This window comes from Pseudomonas orientalis (genome assembly GCF_001439815.1).
In the GTDB taxonomy this organism is placed as follows: Bacteria; Pseudomonadota; Gammaproteobacteria; order Pseudomonadales; family Pseudomonadaceae; genus Aquipseudomonas; species Aquipseudomonas orientalis.
The window spans coordinates 109142-128075 of sequence record NZ_JYLM01000012.1; the positions used below are offsets into that span (position 1 = coordinate 109142).

An 18934-nucleotide genomic window follows, 5' to 3' on the forward strand; every position below is an offset into this window, starting at 1 on the left:
TCATTAAAAAACCGGTCCTTGTGACCGGTTTTTTATGCACAGCGAAAAAATCGCTTTTCAATCGTCCAACTGCGGCAGCCGCAGGATAAAAGTCGAGCCTTTGCCCAGCTCGCTTTCGCAGGTCACACGCCCACCATGGCGTTCCACCACGGCCTTCACCATCGTCAGGCCCAACCCCAAGCCATCGCTGCCCTGGGCCGAATCGAAGCGCCGATATTGATTGAACAGTTCCGGCACATCCTGCGGGGCAATGCCTGGCCCCTGGTCGCTGATGCGGCATTCCAACCAGCCCTGCACGCTGCCGTGGCTTAACCGGATGATGGTGTTGGAGGGCGAATATTTGATCGCATTTTCCAGCACATTGAATAGCGCTCGAGTGAGCAGCGATTGATCGGCGTTCACCATGCCTTCGTCGGCTTCATCAAGATCGTGAACCAAACGAATATCCTTGAGCTGGGCGATGACCGCCACCTGGTCGAAAGCGTCCATCACCAGCATGGCGAACAAGGTGGGCTGGAAGTGATAACCGTCAGCCTCGGCTTTCGCCAGTTGCACAAAGGACTCGGTGAGGCTCAGCGCGCGGCGGACCTGTTGTTCGATCTGGCCAAACACGGGCGATTTACTTTCATGCAGATCCAATAAGGCGAGGATGGCCGAATGCGGCGCACGCAGGTCATGGGACAGGAAACGCAGCATGGTTTCGCGATGCTGTTGGGCTTCGCGTTCCTTGCTCAGATCCGTGAGGCTCAGCAGCCAACCAAGGGCGATGTCACCTTCGGCCGGCAGCAAGGGCGCAAGCTCCATGCGCAAGCTGCGTTGGTGGATATCACGGAACTCGACCAACGCCAATTCGGACAGGGCAGGGCGCACGCCATTATGCAGCGGCGGGTAACCGAGGTCGGCGAGCTGTTCGAGGAGGTTTTCGCGCACCAGGTCGTTGCCGAATACCTCACGGGCAACGCGATTGGCCAACAGGATGCTGCCCCGGGGGTCGGTGATCAGCGTCGCGACCGGCAGGCATTCCAGTCCATCCGCCATAAAGCGCCGCGTATCGCGCGTGCGACTGACGGCCTGCTCCAGGGCAAAGATCCGCCCTTGCAGCACGTCGCCCTTGCTGGCTGGCGCACGGCGCCGCTCTGGCAAGACTTTGGGTTCGTTATCCAGGCGGGCGAGCTCCCAGCCGAAGTAGGCGAGGATCACACTCAGACGTCGCCAGTTCCAGATTAGATAGCTGAGCAGCAAACCAATCAGGCAGGCCGCAGGGGACCACCAGTGCCCAAGGCTCAGCAGCAACCACGAGCCAAGTATCGATGTGGCCATGCCGGCCAGGGTCATCCATAACGCATATCGCGGGCGATAGAGCAGCAGGCCCAGCAATAGTGCAACCAGGGAAGTCGCCATCAGTGCCGCCAACCAGCCAGGCAAATCGACAATACTGCGCCCTTGCAGCAAGCCATTGAGCACATTGGCCTGAATCTCTACACCCGCTGTCGAGCGAGTCGAGGAGAGCGGCGTGACGAAACTTTCGCCCATCCCATAGGCCGTGGCGCCAACCAGAATCAGTCGACCGCGCAGCCATTCTGGAGACACCTCGCCACGCAGTACGCTGGCGTAGGAAACACTTGGGAATCGGTCATCCGCAGAGGTGAAAGGAACGCGCACTTGATGCTCCTGATGCCACTGTAGATTATTGGGGTCTTTAGGCATACCGGGCATCCCTGATATTCGCCCGTTCAACGTGAACGCCAGCCAGGCCAACTGTGGAAGTGCGTTTTCCGGCGGCCCCTCACGCAGATACAGGCTGCGCACGACACCATCGTTATCCGATTCGACATTGATATGCCCGATGCCCTTGGCACACCTGAGCAAGGGCGACAATGGCCCCCCCGTCTGCCCGGACCGGGCGCTGCTATCTGTCACGATGGGCAGTAATACATTTCCTGCCTTGCACACGGCATCGGCCAATCGTTGATCACCCGCACCTTCGCCAAGCTCACTGAAGAGCACATCGAACAGGATGGCCGCCGGCTGGGCGACGCTGAGGCGTTCGATCAGATCCGCATGCACACTGCGCGGCCAGGGCCATGGACCAAGTTCGTCCAGACTGGGCGCGTCAATGGTCACCAGCACAATGCGTGGGTCTACCGGCAATGGTGTCAACTGGCGCAGGCTGTCATAGAGTGGGTTATTGAGGGCCAGGCCCGGGCTCAAGGACAAGTATGCAGTGAAGGGCAGCAATATCAGGCCGATCAACAGCCACTCCCGCACCAGCCCGTGAAACAGCAGTTGTGCTCGCGTGGGTTGGCGCTTTTCGGCTTTGCCCCATAGTTTCACAGGGCCACCGCCGCAGGCCGTACAAGGCATCGATAACCGTCAGGTAAACGTGTCATAAGCCCCGGTCTCCCTCCAGGTGGTTACGATCAAACGCATCAGAGGTGCTGAAACCAGTGAAGCTTATTCGGGTGTTATTGGAGTATCGGGCAATCACCATACCGTACATCGATCCTTTTCCTCATAGCCAGGAGCCGGTATCTTTCTCCTTGGATACCGAAGACGTTCGATGAACTACAGCGCGTTGATATCAGCGTATCGAGAGATTCCGGATTCAGTGTATCCGACCATAATTATTCAGATTCAGAGGCACGTATTCGTACTGGTTGCCTCTGACTAAGCTCCCGTTTTCTGCAGGAAGGACCCACTCATGCGTGTCGCGATACTGGATGATGAGCCCGCCGAATTGAGACGGGTGGAACAGACACTGCGACAGATTCCCGGCACATCGGAACAGCCCTGGTCCTTGCATTGCTTTGAGCGCGGTGAAGATCTGCTGCGCCAACTGCGCCGCGAAACCTTCGACCTGCTGATACTCGACTGGCAACTTCCGGATATCAGCGGAATCGCGTTGTTACGCTGGACTCGCGAGCACATGGAATCACCGCCCGCCGTGATCATGCTTACCAGCCGTGATGCCGAGAGCGATATCGTCACAGCGCTCAACAGCGGGGCAGACGATTACGTCAGCAAACCTTTTCGACCTAACGAACTCAAGGCCCGCGTGACTGCTGTTCTTCGTCGACATGGGCTGCAAAAGTCCGCTGGTAATGAAATCCAGAGCTTCAACGATCTGACATTCGATGATGCCGAGCTGACCGTCACCCGCGCCGGCAAAACGATCAACCTCACCGAACGGGAATACCGTTTGGCCAGTTGCCTGTTTGCCAACCTGGCGCGCCCGCTTTCTCGCGAGTATTTGTATGAGCGATTCTGGACCCACGAAGAAATGGTTTCGTCTCGACCGCTGGATACCCACATCTATCGTTTGCGTAACAAGCTGGGATTGACGGCTGACAGAGGCTGGCAGTTGTTGACTATTTATGGGTACGGGTATCGATTGGAGAGTGTGGCAACAGCGACTGAAAGCTGAAAAAAAGCAGATGTTCCACGTGGAGCATTTGTTGGTGCTGAACAATCGCTCATAAAAAAGGCCAACGTTACGTTGGCCTTTCGGTTTTTGCGACTTACTAGATCCAGCCTACGAGGCTATCGCATGTCACGCCTTCCGCGCTTGCACCCAAGGCAATACCCCGTTGCGATCCGACCCCAGTTGGACAGCGTACGGGAAAACGCCGGATGGTCGGCGTTACCGCATTGAATTTCGATGAGCTTGCCGCCGTCAGGCAATCGTACCGTCGGTTCACGCACGCTAACGCGACCCACGTTGTAAGCCTGATCGATAGTCTGAATCGCTTGTAGATAATCGCTCAGTGATTTTTTCTTTCTCACGCCCGTCGGATTACAAGCCGTACAACCATAGTCCCTGCGGTGCAGACACTTGTACTGCGATACGTCTACTAATGCCGCCCCAGACTTTTGCTGCAGCAACTCAGCAAGTTTTGGCGTTTTCCATTTGGTCAGAAACTTGTATGCGTTGCTCGCATAGTTGCCTTGCTCATCCCAAACCAATCCAGTGTCACTTACCAGTGCAGTCATTGCAGGAGTAATGTCTTTTGGCGCCGCAGATTCAAGAAGACCGTGATGCTTCAATTCATCTACGACTTTACGCGCCACCACCTTTGTGAGCGAGTTTTGCTTGAATTGGAACTCGAGATGCCCAGGTATGCCGCACTGGCAGATGTAGTGGTCATCCGAGGTCAATGCCGTGCTGATTAAGTAGCCCTGTGGGTGGATCGACCTTAACAGTGAGCCAAGACGCCCAAGGGTTATCTTTACGGGCGTGTCGTTGGCGGTAGAACCTGTGCGCGCCACCGGGCAGCATTCGCTACGGTTATCGAATTCCCAAAATTGCCTGTGGGTGGCATTGAACACCGCGGTACAAGCACACTGGAACGACTCGCTGTCATCACTCCCAGTCGTCAATGCCCGCCAGCCGAGCTCGTTCAGGCGTTTTTCCCGTTGAGCTTGCCGATCGCACGTGGAACACCACCCGGCTTGCAGGTTTTCAAGAAATGTCCAGCTACGGTGCTGCAATGGATGAAGGCAGTGTGTACAGACAATGTTCACGCGCCCATCCGACGTGCGCTGAACGTTACTCAAATCCACGCCAATGTTTGAATAGTCTGCGCGCCTAGGTTCAAGTGCGGCCAGTCGCAATTGGAACTTCTGACGTTTGTGCTCGGTAATTGCACAACCTTTGCACCACGACTCGGCAGTCAACATTGCACCCGCTTCGGGCGTAATGTCGGGGTGGCCGCAGGCTAGCTTGATCTGCAATTGGCTACGCTTGGACAACGTGCCACCTTGTTTCCATGAGTGGCCGTTGACCTTGAGTAGCGTGCCCTCTAATCCTTTAATGTAATTTAATACTTCGTCAGTGAACTCCGAATAGCACTGCTTGATAAACGCATTTATATAGGGCGAGGAGCCGTCAAGGGACTTCAGCTTATTCAACACTCCGATATCGTAACCGACCCCCGCAGTATCCAGCGCGTGGCCAATCAAATCGCAATAGGTTGGCACAGTAATATATGTAGGCTGCTCAACCACCAGCAGTGTAACTTTGCCCGCGCTTCTATCTTGACAAGCTTTAACCTTATGCTTGTCTCTTGCTATCACGAAAGGATCGGTTAGATGCTGGCGGCCATTGTGCTCGCAAGCCAGTAGTAATACCGGGCAGTAGATATCCAACTCCAATGCAGAACCGTCCGAGGCCTCCTTCAACCAGTCATATCGACGGTTGTAAAGCCAGTTATGACTTGGAAATAGCTCACGCAAGATCAACCGACAGAGCTTTTCGCCGATATGCGGAATGTGGCTGGTACAGGATAAATCGCGCAATCTGCTCAGCGTGTGAGCGTGCTCGATGCCCCACTGATCCTGATAGACGTATTCCCAGCGAAGATTGCTGAAACGTGGCCCGATAGCTTTCCATCCCCGAGCAAGCACGATAGCGCGAGCTTGTTCCATGTTTCTAGCGGTTCGGGGGAGCATGGTGGGTTGCGAGGAGGGCAAGGCAGTCATCGTCAGCTTCCTTGTCGACAGAAAATAGAGGTGCAGGATCTTAGTATCAAAGCGCCTGCTACTCCACTAAATCCAATAATTGCGATGCATATGATGTACGACCTTGACGGGCATGAGTTTGATTAAAGGCTCGCGCTGGCGTTCCAGATGCGGTGCCAGTTCAGGAGCGCTCCTCGCGCCCATGATTCTCTACCGAACATAAACAAAACCCCGGCACTGGGGCCGGGGTTCTCTTTTATCCAAGGGATAATAATCCTCCTGGCGACACTAAGTGCCCATCAACCTGATCAGAAATCGAGGTTGGAAACCGCCAGGGCATTGCTCTCGATGAAGTCACGACGAGGCTCAACCGCATCACCCATCAGGGTGTTGAAGATCTGGTCTGCGCCAATGGCGTCTTCAATGGTCACTCGCAGCATACGACGCTGAGCCGGGTCCATGGTGGTTTCCCACAGCTGATCCGGGTTCATTTCGCCCAGACCCTTGTATCGCTGGATGGTGTGACGCTTGGTGCTTTCAGCCATCAACCAGTCCAGGGCTTCCTTGAACTCCTTGACCTGCTTCTTGCGTTCGCCACGCTGAATGTAAGCGCCGTCGTCCAACAAGGTGCTCAGTTGCGCGCCGAGGGTGACGACCGTCTTATAGTCATTGCTACCAAAGAAGTCGCGGTTGAACGTAACGTAGTTCGACAGGCCGTGGGAGATCAGTTCGACCTCCGGCAGCCACACGTTACGTTCACGGTCTTCGCGCAAGCTGGCTTTGTAGACCAGGCCGGATTTTTCCGAAGTACGCAGGCGAACTTCGTACTGCGCAAGCCAGTTCTGCATGTGCGCATGATCGCCCAGCTGTTCGAGGCTGACAGACGGCAGGTAGATGAAGTGCTCGGTCAGCTCCTGCGGGTACAGGCGCGACAAGCGCTTGAGGGTCTTCATGACCATGCGGAAGTCGTTCACCAGGCGCTCCAGCGCCTCACCGGAGATGCCCGGGGCTTCGTCGTTCAAGTGCAGGCTGGCATCTTCCAGGGCCGACTGCGTCATGTACTCTTCCATGGCGTCGTCGTCTTTGATGTATTGCTCTTGCTTGCCCTTTTTCACTTTGTACAACGGCGGCTGGGCAATGTAGATGTAGCCGCGCTCGATCAGCTCAGGCAACTGACGGAAGAAGAAAGTCAGCAGTAGGGTACGGATGTGCGAACCGTCGACGTCAGCATCGGTCATGATAATGATGTTGTGGTAGCGCAGCTTGTCGATGTTGTACTCGTCACGGCCGATACCGCAGCCCAGCGCCGTGATCAAAGTGCCGACTTCCTGGGAGGAAATCATCTTGTCGAAGCGCGCTTTCTCGACGTTGAGGATCTTGCCCTTCAACGGCAGGATAGCCTGGGTGCGACGGTTACGACCCTGCTTGGCGGAACCGCCAGCAGAGTCACCTTCCACCAGGTACAGCTCGGAGAGGGCAGGGTCCTTCTCCTGGCAGTCCGCCAACTTGCCTGGCAGGCCGGCAATATCCAGCGCACCCTTACGGCGGGTCATCTCACGGGCTTTACGCGCCGCTTCACGGGCACGTGCGGCGTCGATCATCTTGCCGACAACCAGCTTGGCTTCGTTCGGGTTCTCCAGCAGGAAGTCGGAGAAGTACTTGCCCATCTCTTGTTCCACAGCGGTCTTCACTTCGGAAGACACCAGCTTGTCTTTGGTCTGGGAGCTGAACTTCGGATCCGGTACTTTTACCGAGATGATCGCAGTCAGGCCTTCGCGCGCATCGTCACCGGTTGTGGCGACTTTATGCTTCTTGGCCAAGCCTTCGGCTTCGATGTAAGTGTTCAGGTTACGCGTCAGTGCGGAACGGAAACCCACCAGGTGAGTACCACCGTCGCGCTGCGGGATGTTGTTGGTGAAGCACAACAGGTTCTCGTTGAAGCTGTCGTTCCACTGCAAGGCAATTTCAACGCCGATGCCGTCTTCACGCTGGATGTTGAAGTGGAACACCTGATTGACCGCCGTCTTGTTGGTGTTCAGATATTCAACGAATGCACGCAGGCCGCCCTCGTACTTGAACAATTCTTCCTTGCCGCTGCGCTCATCCTTAAGGACGATACCGACACCGGAGTTGAGAAAGGACAGTTCACGGATACGCTTGGCCAGGATGTCCCAGCTGAAGTGAATATTCTTGAAGGTGTCAGCTGATGGCTTGAAGTGGATCTGCGTTCCGGTGGACTCACTGTCACCGACGATCTTCATCGGCTCCTTTGGAACGCCGTGAACGTAGGTCTGCTCCCAGATCTTGCCGCTACGGCGGACCGTCAGAATCAGTTCTTCGGACAGTGCGTTCACTACCGAAACACCCACGCCGTGCAAACCGCCGGATACTTTGTAGGAGTTGTCGTCGAACTTACCGCCGGCGTGGAGCACGGTCATGATGACCTCTGCCGCCGAGACGCCTTCTTCTTTATGCACGTCTACCGGGATACCGCGGCCGTTGTCGCGCACGGTAATGGATTCGTCCGGATGGATGATGATGCTGATGTCGTCGCAGTGACCGGCCAGAGCTTCGTCGATGGAGTTATCGACCACCTCGAACACCATGTGGTGCAGACCGCTCCCATCATCGGTGTCGCCAATGTACATACCGGGACGTTTGCGTACGGCATCCAAACCTTTCAGCACTTTAATGCTGGTCGAGTCGTACGTGTTTTCTTCGCTCATGCCTTCACTCCCGATGGTCGTGGGTCTGGGTGATACGGCCTTGTTCCACGTGGAACAAAGCGACTGGCGTTTCCGTCTGCCAGCCTTCCCTCAATAATTCGTGGTCTACACAGGTGATAAACACTTGGCAGCGTAAGTCTTCCAATAAGCGGCATAGCGCGCGGCGGTGCTGCTCGTCGAGTTCGGACGGCAAGTCATCCACCAGATAAATACACTGACCGCGTCGGGCCTGGCTGACCAGGTGCCCCTGCGCGATACGCAATGCGCACACCACCAACTTCTGCTGGCCGCGGGACAAGATATCCGCAGCATTGTGAGCGCCTAATCTAAGGCGCAAATCAGCGCGTTGAGGTCCGGCCTGGGTGTGGCCAATTTGCTGGTCACGCTGCAGGGATGTCGCAAGCACTGCACTCAGCTCGCGCTCCTTGTCCCAACCGCGGTAATAACTCAGCGTCAGCCCCTCGAGGTCCAACAGCTCGCTCAAGGTCTGCTCAAAGACTGGTTTCAAGGCTTTGATATAGGCACGGCGGTATTCATCTATTTCGTCGCTGGCCAGGCACAGTTCCCGGTCCCAGGCCGCTTGTGACGCGGCGTCAAGTGTACCATGCCGCAGCCACGAGTTCCGCTGCCGCAGGGCCTTCTGCAGGCGCTGCCAAGTGGCCATGAAACGCGGTTCCACGTGGAACACTCCCCAGTCGAGGAATTGCCTGCGAATTTTTGGTGCGCCTTCCAATAAACGGAAGCTGTCGGGGTTGATCAACTGCAACGGCAGGATTTCCGCCAGCTGCGCTGCACTGCGCGCATTTTGCCCATCGATGCGGATCTGAAACTCCCCGCTGCGATCACGGGATATGCCCAGGGCGCTATGCCCACCTTCGGCCAATTCGACCTGGCCGAATACCGTGCACGCCAGTTGCTCGTATTGGATCACCGGTAAAAGGCGGGCACTGCGAAAGGAACGGGCGAGCCCCAGCAAGTGGATGGCTTCCAGCACGCTGGTTTTGCCACTGCCATTGGCGCCGTGAAGAATGTTGATGCGGGGGGAAGGGGAGAAGGTCACCGGGTGCAGATTGCGCACCGCGGTGACCGAGACGCGACTGAGGGACATCTAGCTTCTGCTGAGCATGATTACAGGCGCATCGGCATAACAACATAAGCCGAGTCGTCGTTATCGGATTCTTGTACCAGTGCGCTGCTGTTGGAGTCCGACAGAATCAGGCGAACCTGCTCGGTGGTCATTACACCCAGCACGTCCAGCAGGTAGCTCACGTTAAAGCCGATTTCAAGGTTGCCACCGTTGTAGTCGACGCCAACTTCTTCTTCCGCTTCTTCCTGTTCCGGGTTGTTCGCCTGGATTTTCAACTGACCATTGGCCAGTTGCAGGCGAATGCCCCGGTACTTCTCGTTAGAGAGGATGGCGGTACGGCTGAACGCTTCGCGCAGGGCCTGACGATCGCCGAGTACGAGCTTGTCACCGCCTTTAGGCAACACGCGCTCATAGTCCGGGAACTTGCCGTCTACCAGCTTGGACGTAAAAGTGAATTCGCCGGTCGTCGCGCGTATATGGTGCTGACCCAGAACGATACTGACATTGCCATCGGGCTCAGTGAGCAAGCGCGCCAACTCGAGGATACCTTTACGCGGCACGATGACCTGGTGACGGTCCGGCTGACCGATATCGGCGCGCATCGAGCACATTGCAAGGCGGTGACCGTCAGTCGCGACCGCACGGATGATGCCTTCGGACACTTCCAACAGCATGCCATTGAGGTAGTAACGCACGTCCTGCTGGGCCATGGCGAAGCTTGTGCGCTCGATCAAGCGACGCAGCTTGCTCTGCTCCAGGCTGCAGGTCAGCGAACCTGGACCTTCTTCCACCGTCGGGAAATCGTTGGCCGGCAAGGTGGAGAGGGTGAAACGACTACGCCCGGCTTTGACAACCAGTTTCGACTCATCAACCTTGATGTCGATCAGCGCGTCGTTCGGCAGGCTCTTGCAGATATCCATCAGCTTGCGCGCCGGCACGGTGATCTCGCCAGGTTCGGCGGGCTCGTCGAGCTGCACGCGGCCAACCAGCTCGACTTCCAGGTCGGTACCGGTCAGGGACAACTGCTGGCCTTCGACCACCAGTAATACGTTGGAAAGCACCGGCAAGGTCTGTCGGCGCTCGACGACGCCTGCGACCAGTTGCAGGGGTTTCAACAGGGCTTCGCGTTGAATGGTGAAATGCATGGTCTAGTCCCTTGCCTTAATAAGCTGCGCTGGCGTCATCAGGTAGTCAGTGTACGCAGCAGGTTCTTGTAGTCCTCGCGAATATCCGCGTCGGATTCCTTAAGTTCATTGATCTTGCGGCACGCGTGCAAAACCGTGGTGTGGTCGCGACCACCAAACACATCGCCGATTTCCGGCAGGCTGTGGTTGGTCAACTCCTTGGAGAGGGCCATGGCCACCTGGCGCGGGCGTGCCACCGAGCGCGAACGACGCTTGGACAGCAGGTCGGAAATCTTGATCTTGTAATACTCGGCGACGGTTCGCTGGATGTTATCCACACTCACCAGCTTGTCCTGCAGCGCCAGCAAGTCTTTCAGGGATTCGCGAATCAGCTCGATGGTGATGTCGCGCCCCATGAAGTGCGAGTGCGCAATGACGCGCTTGAGTGCGCCCTCAAGTTCACGCACGTTGGAACGGATGCGCTGAGCAATAAAGAACGCGGCGTCGTGGGGCAGATCGACTTTGGCCTGGTCGGCCTTTTTCATCAGGATCGCGACGCGGGTTTCCAGCTCGGGTGGCTCAACGGCAACAGTCAGCCCCCAGCCGAAGCGCGACTTCAAGCGCTCTTCGAGACCTTCGATTTCCTTTGGATAACGGTCACTGGTGAGGATGACCTGCTGTCCGCCTTCAAGCAGTGCGTTGAACGTGTGGAAAAACTCTTCCTGAGAACGTTCCTTGCGCGCGAAGAATTGAATGTCATCGATAAGCAACGCATCAACGGAGCGATAAAAACGCTTGAACTCGTTGATGGCGTTGAGCTGCAAAGCCTTGACCATGTCCGCCACGAAACGCTCCGAGTGCAGGTAGACCACCTTGGCATTCGGGTTCTTCTTCAACAGGTGGTTACCCACCGCGTGCATCAAGTGGGTTTTACCCAAGCCGACGCCGCCATAAAGGAAGAGCGGGTTGTAACCGTGCTTGGGGTTATCGGCCACTTGCCAGGCGGCCGCACGGGCCAACTGGTTGGACTTGCCTTCGACAAAATTCTCAAAGGTAAAGGTGCGGTTCAGGTAGCTGGTGTGCTTGAGCGCGCCTTCGACCTGCACAGTGCGCTGTTCGGCACGAACCGGCGCTTGTTGAGAGCTGGCGCCAGCCATGGGATCGAAGCTGTCACGGGACGGTTCTTCGTTCTCGGGTGCATTTTTAGGCGCAGACGACTTGGTGGGCGTCGGCGCGGGCGCTGCAGCAACGGATGCCGCCTGGAAATGCGATGCAGCTGCAGCCAAAGGTGCATTCGGGGCAGCGCGAGGTGCGGAGCTGCGTTTGCTGCCTATTAATAAGGAAAGCACGGGCGCGATGCCGTTGCCGTGTTCGTCGAGCAATTCGAGAACGCGGCTCAGGTACTTCTCGTTGACCCAGTCGAGAACAAAACGATTGGGCGCGTAGACACGCAACTCGTCGCCTTCGGCTTCGACCTGTAGCGGACGGATCCAGGTGTTGAATTGCTGGGCAGGCAGCTCATCGCGCAAAAGCTCCACGCACTGCTGCCAAAGTTCCACTGACACGGATATCCCCTAAGTTGAAAGCCGGTGAGGCAAAAACAGCCGCCATTGTAGCGGTCAGCCGGCCACTTATCCACATGAAGGTTGTTCAGAGGGCACCCAAAATCAACGCGTTAACGGAAAAAAAGGCGACCGGCGGTCTGTGAATAAGCTCTGTGGATAACCGTACCTGAGCCCGTTGTACAAATAGGGGCAAAAGTCTGTGGGTAACCGGCCTGTGGATAACAAGCCATTCCACACACAGCTTATCCGATAGCGCAGCACAGGCAGAGCACCGTTTCTCCCCCGTGTTGTCATCCTCTGTACACCACGTTAAATAAGGCTTGAAGGCAGTTATCCACAGAAGAACGCCTCCCTAGCTTTTATAAGCTTTACAGAAAAGCTTTAAATAACTTCCTTCTTTATTTTTATATCTATGCCACTGCTCATGGAAGGCAAGCGGGTTGAAAGGGTGAGGGGCCTTCCAGATATCTAATTAAAGGAAAAGCTGGTTGGAAATTGACCTAGAGGCTTGCTTTCTCTAGAATCGCCGGTCTCTTAAAACGGGGGCCATTCCGGCCCGTTGTGGACGAACCAGGTAACAACGCCATGAAACGTACTTTCCAACCAAGCACCATCAAACGCGCCCGTACTCACGGCTTCCGTGCTCGCATGGCTACCAAGAACGGCCGTGCTGTCCTGTCGCGTCGCCGCGCCAAAGGTCGTGCGCGTCTGGCAGTTTGATAATCCGGTACTGGTGGTGAGTCAGGACTTCAGTCGGGAAAAGCGTTTGCTAACCCCCCGGCATTTCAAGGCAGTCTTTGACTCCCCCACCGGCAAGGTTCCGGGGAAAAATCTCCTGCTCCTTGCGCGTAACAACGATCTTGATCACCCCCGTCTCGGGTTGGTGATCGGCAAGAAGAGCGTCAAGCTCTCCGTTGAGCGCAATCGCCTCAAGCGTCTGATGCGCGAATCGTTTCGCCTCCACCAGGACACTCTGGTTGGTTGGGATATTGTTATCGTCGCGCGCAAAGGCTTGGGGGATGTAGAAAACCCCGAATTGATTCAGCATTTCGGCAAGCTCTGGAAACGTCTGGCGCGTACCCACAAACCAGCACCAGCAGTCAGCACCGAAACTGTAGGGGTAGACAGCACTGATGCGTAAACTGGCCCTCGTTCCGATCCAGTTTTATCGCTATGCCATTAGTCCTCTGATGGCCAGCCACTGTCGTTTCTACCCCAGTTGTTCCTGCTACGCGTTAGAAGCCATAGAAAATCATGGTCTTCTGCGCGGTGGCTGGCTGACCTTTCGTCGTTTAGGTCGCTGTCATCCGTGGAATCCCGGTGGTTATGACCCGGTTCCGCCTATCCCTACCTCCCGTTCTTCTTCGATGGCCGAGTAATCATGGATATTAAACGCACGATCCTGATCGTCGCCCTGGCAATCGTGTCCTACGTCATGGTCCTGAAATGGAACCAGGACTACGGCCAGGCTGCCCTGCCGACTCAGAATGTTGCTACCAACCAGGCTGCGCCGGCTATTCCGGACACCCCGCTGGGTAACAATGCGTCCGCGAGTGCCGATGTTCCCAGCGCGAATGGCGAGACAAGTGCCCCGTTAGAAACGCCAGTGGTCACCAACAAAGACCTCATCCACGTTAAAACGGATGTGCTTGACCTGGCTATCGACCCGCAGGGTGGTGATATCGCACAGCTGAAGCTGCCGCTTTATCCCCGTCGCCAAGACCACCCGGATGTTCCGTTCCAGCTGTTCGATAACGGCGGTGAACGTACCTATCTGGCGCAAAGCGGCCTGACCGGCACCAATGGTCCGGATGCTCGTGCTGCCGGTCGTCCGGTTTATTCGACCGAACAGAAGACTTATCAACTGGCTGATGGCCAGAACCAGTTGAACGTCGACCTGAAATTCAGCCTCGACGGCGTCAATTACATCAAGCGTTTCAGCTTCACCCGTGGTTTGTACGATTTGAAGGTCACTTACCTGATCGACAACACCAGCGACAAAGCCTGGAGCGGCAACCTGTTTGCCCAGCTCAAGCGTGACGCCAGCTCCGATCCTTCTTCCAGCACTGCCACCGGCACCGCGACTTACCTGGGCGCCGCCCTGTGGACAAGTAACGAGCCGTACAAAAAGGTGTCGATGAAGGACATCGACAAGGGCGCGCTGAAAGAAACCGTTCAAGGTGGCTGGGTAGCGTGGCTGCAACACTATTTCGTGACCGCCTGGATCCCGAACAAGGGTGAAGCCAACCTGGTTCAAACTCGCAAGGACAGCCAAGGTAACTACATCATTGGCTTTACTGGCCCGGCGTTGACCGTCGCACCCGGTGCCAAGGCAGAAACCAGCGCTACTCTGTACGCCGGCCCGAAAAGCCAAGCCGTGTTGAAAGAGTTGTCCCCAGGTCTTGAATTGACTGTGGATTACGGCTTCCTGTGGTTCATTGCCCAGCCGATCTTCTGGCTGCTGCAACATATCCACAGCATCGTCGGTAACTGGGGCTTCTCGATCATCTTCCTGACCATGCTGATCAAGGGGATCTTCTTCCCACTGTCGGCGGCCAGCTACAAGTCGATGGCGCGCATGCGTGCCGTGGCTCCGAAACTGGCGGCGTTGAAAGAACAGCATGGCGATGACCGGCAGAAAATGTCCCAGGCCATGATGGAGCTGTACAAGAAAGAGAAGATCAACCCGCTGGGTGGTTGCTTGCCGATTCTTGTACAGATGCCGGTGTTCCTGTCGCTGTACTGGGTACTCCTGGAAAGCGTGGAAATGCGCCAGGCACCGTTCATTCTGTGGATAACCGACCTGTCGATCAAGGACCCGTTCTTTATCCTGCCGATCATCATGGGCGCGACCATGTTTATCCAGCAGCGCCTGAACCCGACTCCGCCGGATCCAATGCAGGCCAAGGTGATGAAAATGATGCCGATCATCTTCACCTTCTTCTTCCTGTGGTTCCCAGCGGGCCTGGTCCTGTACTGGGTCGTCAACAACGTGTTGTCGATCTCCCAACAGTGGTACATCACACGTAAAATCGAAGCGGCTACCAAAAAAGCCGAGGCGTAATTTACTCTGTGGATAACCACTCAAGACGCCCCCTAGTGGGGCGTTTTGCTTTCCGATACTTTAATTCTGGAACCTGCTGATGAGCGCTCCCCGTGAAACCATCGCTGCTGTCGCAACCGCTCAAGGTCGCGGCGGCGTCGGTATCGTTCGAATTTCCGGGCCGCTCGCCAGCGCGGCCGCCAAGGCGATCAGTGGACGGGAGTTGAAGCCGCGGTTCGCCCATTACGGCCCGTTTCTGGATGTGGACGAAAGTGTGCTGGACGAGGGCCTCGCCCTTTATTTCCCGGGACCCAACTCCTTCACCGGTGAAGATGTACTGGAACTGCAGGGCCATGGCGGTCCGGTTGTTCTGGACATGCTGCTGCAGCGTTGCCTGCAACTGGGCTGCCGTCTGGCCCGGCCGGGCGAATTCAGCGAGCGGGCGTTCCTCAATGACAAACTCGACCTGGCCCAGGCCGAAGCCATTGCCGACCTGATCGAGGCAAGTTCTGCACAAGCCGCGCGCAATGCATTGCGTTCGTTGCAGGGGGCCTTTTCCTTGCGTGTGCATAACTTGACCGAGCAATTGATCAGCCTGCGAATCTATGTCGAGGCCGCCATTGATTTTCCTGAAGAGGAAATTGATTTCCTGGCCGATGGCCACGTCCTGGCGATGCTGGATAAAGTCCGCGATGAGTTATCCACAGTGCTGCGCGAAGCGGGGCAGGGTGCATTGCTGCGTGACGGCATGACCGTGGTGATTGCGGGGCGACCTAACGCCGGTAAATCCAGCCTGCTTAATGCATTGGCGGGGCGCGAAGCGGCCATTGTTACCGAAATCGCGGGTACCACTCGCGACATCCTGCGCGAACATATCCACATCGATGGCATGCCGTTGCACGTGGTCGATACGGCAGGGTTGCGCAATACGGACGACCAGGTCGAGAAGATCGGCGTGGAACGCGCGCTCAAAGCCATCGGCGAGGCAGATCGTGTGTTGCTGGTGGTGGACGCCACCGCCCCCGAGGCGGTGGATCCCTTTGCGCTGTGGCCGGAATTCCTCGAGCAACGGCCAGACCCGACCAAAGTCACCTTGATCCGTAACAAAGCCGACCTGACCGGTGAAGCCATTGCGATGCAAATCAGCGAGGATGGCCATGTGACTATCAGCCTGAGCGCCAAGTCGGCAGGCGAAGGCCTGGAGCTGCTGCGTGACCATCTCAAGGCCTGCATGGGCTACGAGCAGACCTCGGAAAGCAGCTTCAGTGCACGCCGCAGGCATCTGGAGGCGCTTCGCCATGCCAGCGCGGCGTTGGAGCACGGACGAGCACAGCTGACCCTGGCGGGTGCAGGAGAGCTGCTGGCTGAGGATTTGCGCCAGGCGCAGCAGCTGTTAGGTGAGATTACCGGTGCATTCAGCTCCGATGACTTGCTCGGCCGAATTTTTTCCAGCTTCTGTATCGGTAAATAGCCAGGTTTACCAGTTGTAGGACACCGTACCCAACAGGGTACGGCTGTCACCCCAATAGCAGCGCCCCGCATCGTTGCAACCAGACACGTACTCCTTGTCGAACAGGTTCTTGGCGTTCAGATCCACTGACCAATGCGGGTCGATCTGATACCCCACCACGGCATCCACCAGCGTGACACTGCCGGCATCCAACTTCCCGTAAAGCGTAGGCGCCGTGTAGGAAAAGGTACTGTCGAAATAACGCACACCTCCTCCCACGGACAGGCCCTTGAGCTGGCCATCCAGGAAGCGATATTTACTCCATATCGAAGCCTGATTGCGAGGAACGCCGGTCATCTGGCGCCCTTCGACCAGAGAGGTGGCGGTATCCTTGGAGATCCGCGCGTCGGTGTAGGTATACGCCGCCGTCACATTCAGGTTTGGCGTAAGGTTGCTGTTGATTTCAACTTCCACGCCCTTGGCGCGGCTCTCGCCCACCTGGCGATAGCTATTGGTGGTGGCATCCAGGTAGGTATCGTCCTGTTTGCGCAAGTCGTACACCGACAGCGTCATCGCCGTGTCCCAGCCGATCGGCTCGTACTTCACACCCGCTTCATATTGGCTGCTGGTGATCGGCTTCAACGGGGCGCCGGCGTTGGAAATCTGCTGAACCGGAACGAAGGCGGTGGAATAGCTGACATACGGCGTGAGGCCGTTGTCGAACTGGTACATCACCCCGCCCTGATAGGTGAACTTGCGGTCTTGACTGCCAGTGTTGCTGGCCTTGTTAACCTTGTCGCGAAAATCACTGTCGACCCAGTCCTGGCGCCCGCCGAGCAGGAACAGCCAGTGGTCATACTTGCTCTGGATCTGGGCGTATACGCCTCTCATCTGTTGCTCGAGCAAGGTGTTCTGCACGGCAATCGGCGTGAGCGGATCGCGCAGGTACACCGGGTTATACACATTGATGGTACCGGCGAATCCGGCGTCCCAATCCTGGTTGAACGAGGTGCGGTCATAACTGGCACCGAACAACACGGTGTTTTCCAATGCGCCGATATCGAATTTGCCCTCGAGTTGGTTATCCAGGGAATAGACCATGGATTTGTTGTAGCGGTCGTAGGCCGTCATGTTCAGTTGAGTGCCGAAGCCCCGATTGTTCAGTGCGCCCGGCCAGGTTTCATGGCGGTTGATGCGTGACTGCATGTACCGCGAATTCTGGCGGAACTGCCAATCATCGTTGAAGCTGTGGCTGAACTCGTAACCGGTGCTCCAGGATTCGCGCTCAAAGGTATTCCAATCCGGGTCGCCGAGCATGGTGTGCTTGGACAGCTTACCGTTGGGATTGGTAAGCAAAGTGCCTGCAGCCGGCAGGCCGAGTTCCAGGTTGGTGTGGTCCTTCTGGTAGTTGGCCAACAGGGTCAGGGTGTTGTAGTCGTCGAAATTCAGGGTCAGGGAAGGCGCGATATAGATACGATCATCCGGTACATGGTCGGTCTGGGTGGCGGATTTGCGGCCCAGCATCACCAGGCGGCCGAGAACATTGTCGCTGTCATTGAGCGGCCCGGAGATATCCACACCCAGCTGGCGTCGGTTGTTCGAGCCATACCCCAGTTGTACCTCGCCTCGCGGGTTGGCGGTCGGATGTTTGCTCACCAGGTTGACCAACCCTCCCGGTGCGTTCTCACCGTAGAGCAGCGAAGAAGGACCGCGAAACACTTCGACCCGCTCCAGGCCATACGGCTCACTGGTGGTGTCATACCGATTGCCTTGCACACGCAGGCCATCTCTCAGCAGGCCGTAGCCGTAGTCCGTCGCGTTGAAGCCGCGAATGAAAAACAGATCCCCCGCCAGCCCGTCGCCCGCCGCAAAAGGCGGCGCGAAGATACCGGGTACGTACCCCAGCACTTCAGTCAATGTCTGCGATTTCTGATCCTTGATGCGTTGCCCGGTCACCACCGATACCGAACGGGGCGTCTGCGACAGAGGCGTACTGGTCTTGGTGCCGACACGGCTGTTCTGCGCCTTATAGCCCGCGTCCTCCGCTATATCCTGGTTGAATCGATCCTGTTGATAAGCACTCACGGTGGTGGGTGCGAGGGTAAGCTGGCCCGCAGGAGCTGCTTGCAACCCATAACTGCCGGGAGCCTGGGCGACGGCTTGCAACCCGGAATTTTGCAGCAGCAGGGCGAAACCCTGATCCACCGAATAATCACCCTCCAGTCCGGAGGTAGTCAGAGTTGAAGTCTGTTGGGGAGAGAAGGACAGGATCACATTGGCCCTGGCGGCAAACTGGCTTAGCGCGCTGTCCAGCGGACCTGCAGGGATGACATAGTGCTGGGTGGTGCTGGCAGCCATGACCCCTGTGGATAACAACGCGGCGCCGGCGGTGGTAAGCAGCAGGCCGCAGGTAATGGCGTGGCAGGAAAGTCGATGACGTAGCTGGATGGAAAGGCGCATAAATGGGTAAGCCCTGAAGGTA

At 56.8% G+C, this 18934-nt stretch carries 13 protein-coding genes; 6 read left to right on the forward strand and 7 right to left on the reverse strand.

Translation table 11 applies throughout. The annotated features are described in order from the left end of the window. Positions 1–57: 57 nt before the first annotated feature. Positions 58–2334, reverse strand: coding sequence for a CHASE2 domain-containing protein (locus TU82_RS24120; protein ID WP_057725754.1), 2277 nt, complete (start codon positions 2332–2334; stop codon positions 58–60). Positions 2335–2701: 367 nt separating this feature from the next. Here TU82_RS24120 and TU82_RS24125 point away from each other — a divergent pair, with 367 nt between their 5' ends. After that, the gene (locus TU82_RS24125) at positions 2702–3424 is read left to right on the forward strand and encodes a response regulator transcription factor (RefSeq protein ID WP_057725755.1); all 723 of its coding nucleotides are present in this window, start codon (positions 2702–2704) and stop codon (positions 3422–3424) included. A gap of 116 nt (positions 3425–3540) precedes the next feature. Here TU82_RS24125 and TU82_RS24130 read toward each other — a convergent pair whose 3' ends face one another. From TU82_RS24130 to dnaA, 5 genes are all read right to left on the reverse strand, one after another. Continuing rightward, a complete protein-coding gene (locus TU82_RS24130; protein ID WP_057725756.1) occupies positions 3541–5478 on the reverse strand; it encodes a hypothetical protein in 1938 nt (645 codons plus the stop codon). Between the two features lie 287 nt (positions 5479–5765). Further along, entirely contained in the window at positions 5766–8183 is a 2418-nt protein-coding gene (gene gyrB, locus TU82_RS24135) for a DNA topoisomerase (ATP-hydrolyzing) subunit B (protein ID WP_057725757.1), read from the reverse strand. A gap of 4 nt (positions 8184–8187) precedes the next feature. Next, positions 8188–9291, reverse strand: coding sequence for a DNA replication/repair protein RecF (recF, locus tag TU82_RS24140; RefSeq protein ID WP_057725758.1), 1104 nt, complete (start codon positions 9289–9291; stop codon positions 8188–8190). Between the two features lie 20 nt (positions 9292–9311). Further along, complete coding sequence (gene dnaN, locus TU82_RS24145; protein WP_057725759.1) at positions 9312–10415, reverse strand: DNA polymerase III subunit beta; 1104 nt, start codon at positions 10413–10415, stop codon at positions 9312–9314. Positions 10416–10453: 38 nt separating this feature from the next. Further along, positions 10454–11959 (reverse strand): chromosomal replication initiator protein DnaA, encoded by a 1506-nt coding sequence (gene dnaA, locus TU82_RS24150; RefSeq protein WP_057725760.1) that lies wholly within the window; start codon positions 11957–11959, stop codon positions 10454–10456. 585 nt (positions 11960–12544) lie between these two features. Here dnaA and rpmH point away from each other — a divergent pair. The 5 genes from rpmH to mnmE all read left to right on the forward strand — a co-directional run bounded on the left by rpmH (position 12545) and on the right by mnmE (position 16473). Further along, positions 12545–12679: a 50S ribosomal protein L34 gene (gene rpmH / locus TU82_RS28340; protein WP_003213577.1), complete on the forward strand. Its 135-nt coding sequence runs from the start codon at positions 12545–12547 to the stop codon at positions 12677–12679. Between the two features lie 13 nt (positions 12680–12692). Continuing rightward, entirely contained in the window at positions 12693–13100 is a 408-nt protein-coding gene (rnpA, locus tag TU82_RS28345; RefSeq protein ID WP_372238030.1) for a ribonuclease P protein component, read from the forward strand. Next, positions 13093–13338 carry a membrane protein insertion efficiency factor YidD gene (yidD, locus tag TU82_RS28350; RefSeq protein WP_010207715.1) on the forward strand — a complete coding sequence of 82 codons (246 nt, stop codon included), beginning with the start codon at positions 13093–13095 and terminating at the stop codon, positions 13336–13338. The genes rnpA and yidD overlap by 8 nt, the downstream gene beginning before the upstream one ends. 2 nt (positions 13339–13340) lie before the next feature. After that, positions 13341–15023 carry a membrane protein insertase YidC gene (gene yidC / locus TU82_RS24160; protein WP_057725761.1) on the forward strand — a complete coding sequence of 561 codons (1683 nt, stop codon included), beginning with the start codon at positions 13341–13343 and terminating at the stop codon, positions 15021–15023. 79 nt (positions 15024–15102) lie between these two features. Next, positions 15103–16473, forward strand: coding sequence for a tRNA uridine-5-carboxymethylaminomethyl(34) synthesis GTPase MnmE (gene mnmE, locus TU82_RS24165; protein ID WP_057725762.1), 1371 nt, complete (start codon positions 15103–15105; stop codon positions 16471–16473). Between the two features lie 6 nt (positions 16474–16479). Here mnmE and TU82_RS24170 read toward each other — a convergent pair whose 3' ends face one another. After that, on the reverse strand, positions 16480–18912 hold the full coding sequence (locus TU82_RS24170) for a TonB-dependent siderophore receptor (protein ID WP_057725763.1): 2433 nt from the start codon (positions 18910–18912) through the stop codon (positions 16480–16482). Positions 18913–18934 lie beyond the last annotated feature (22 nt).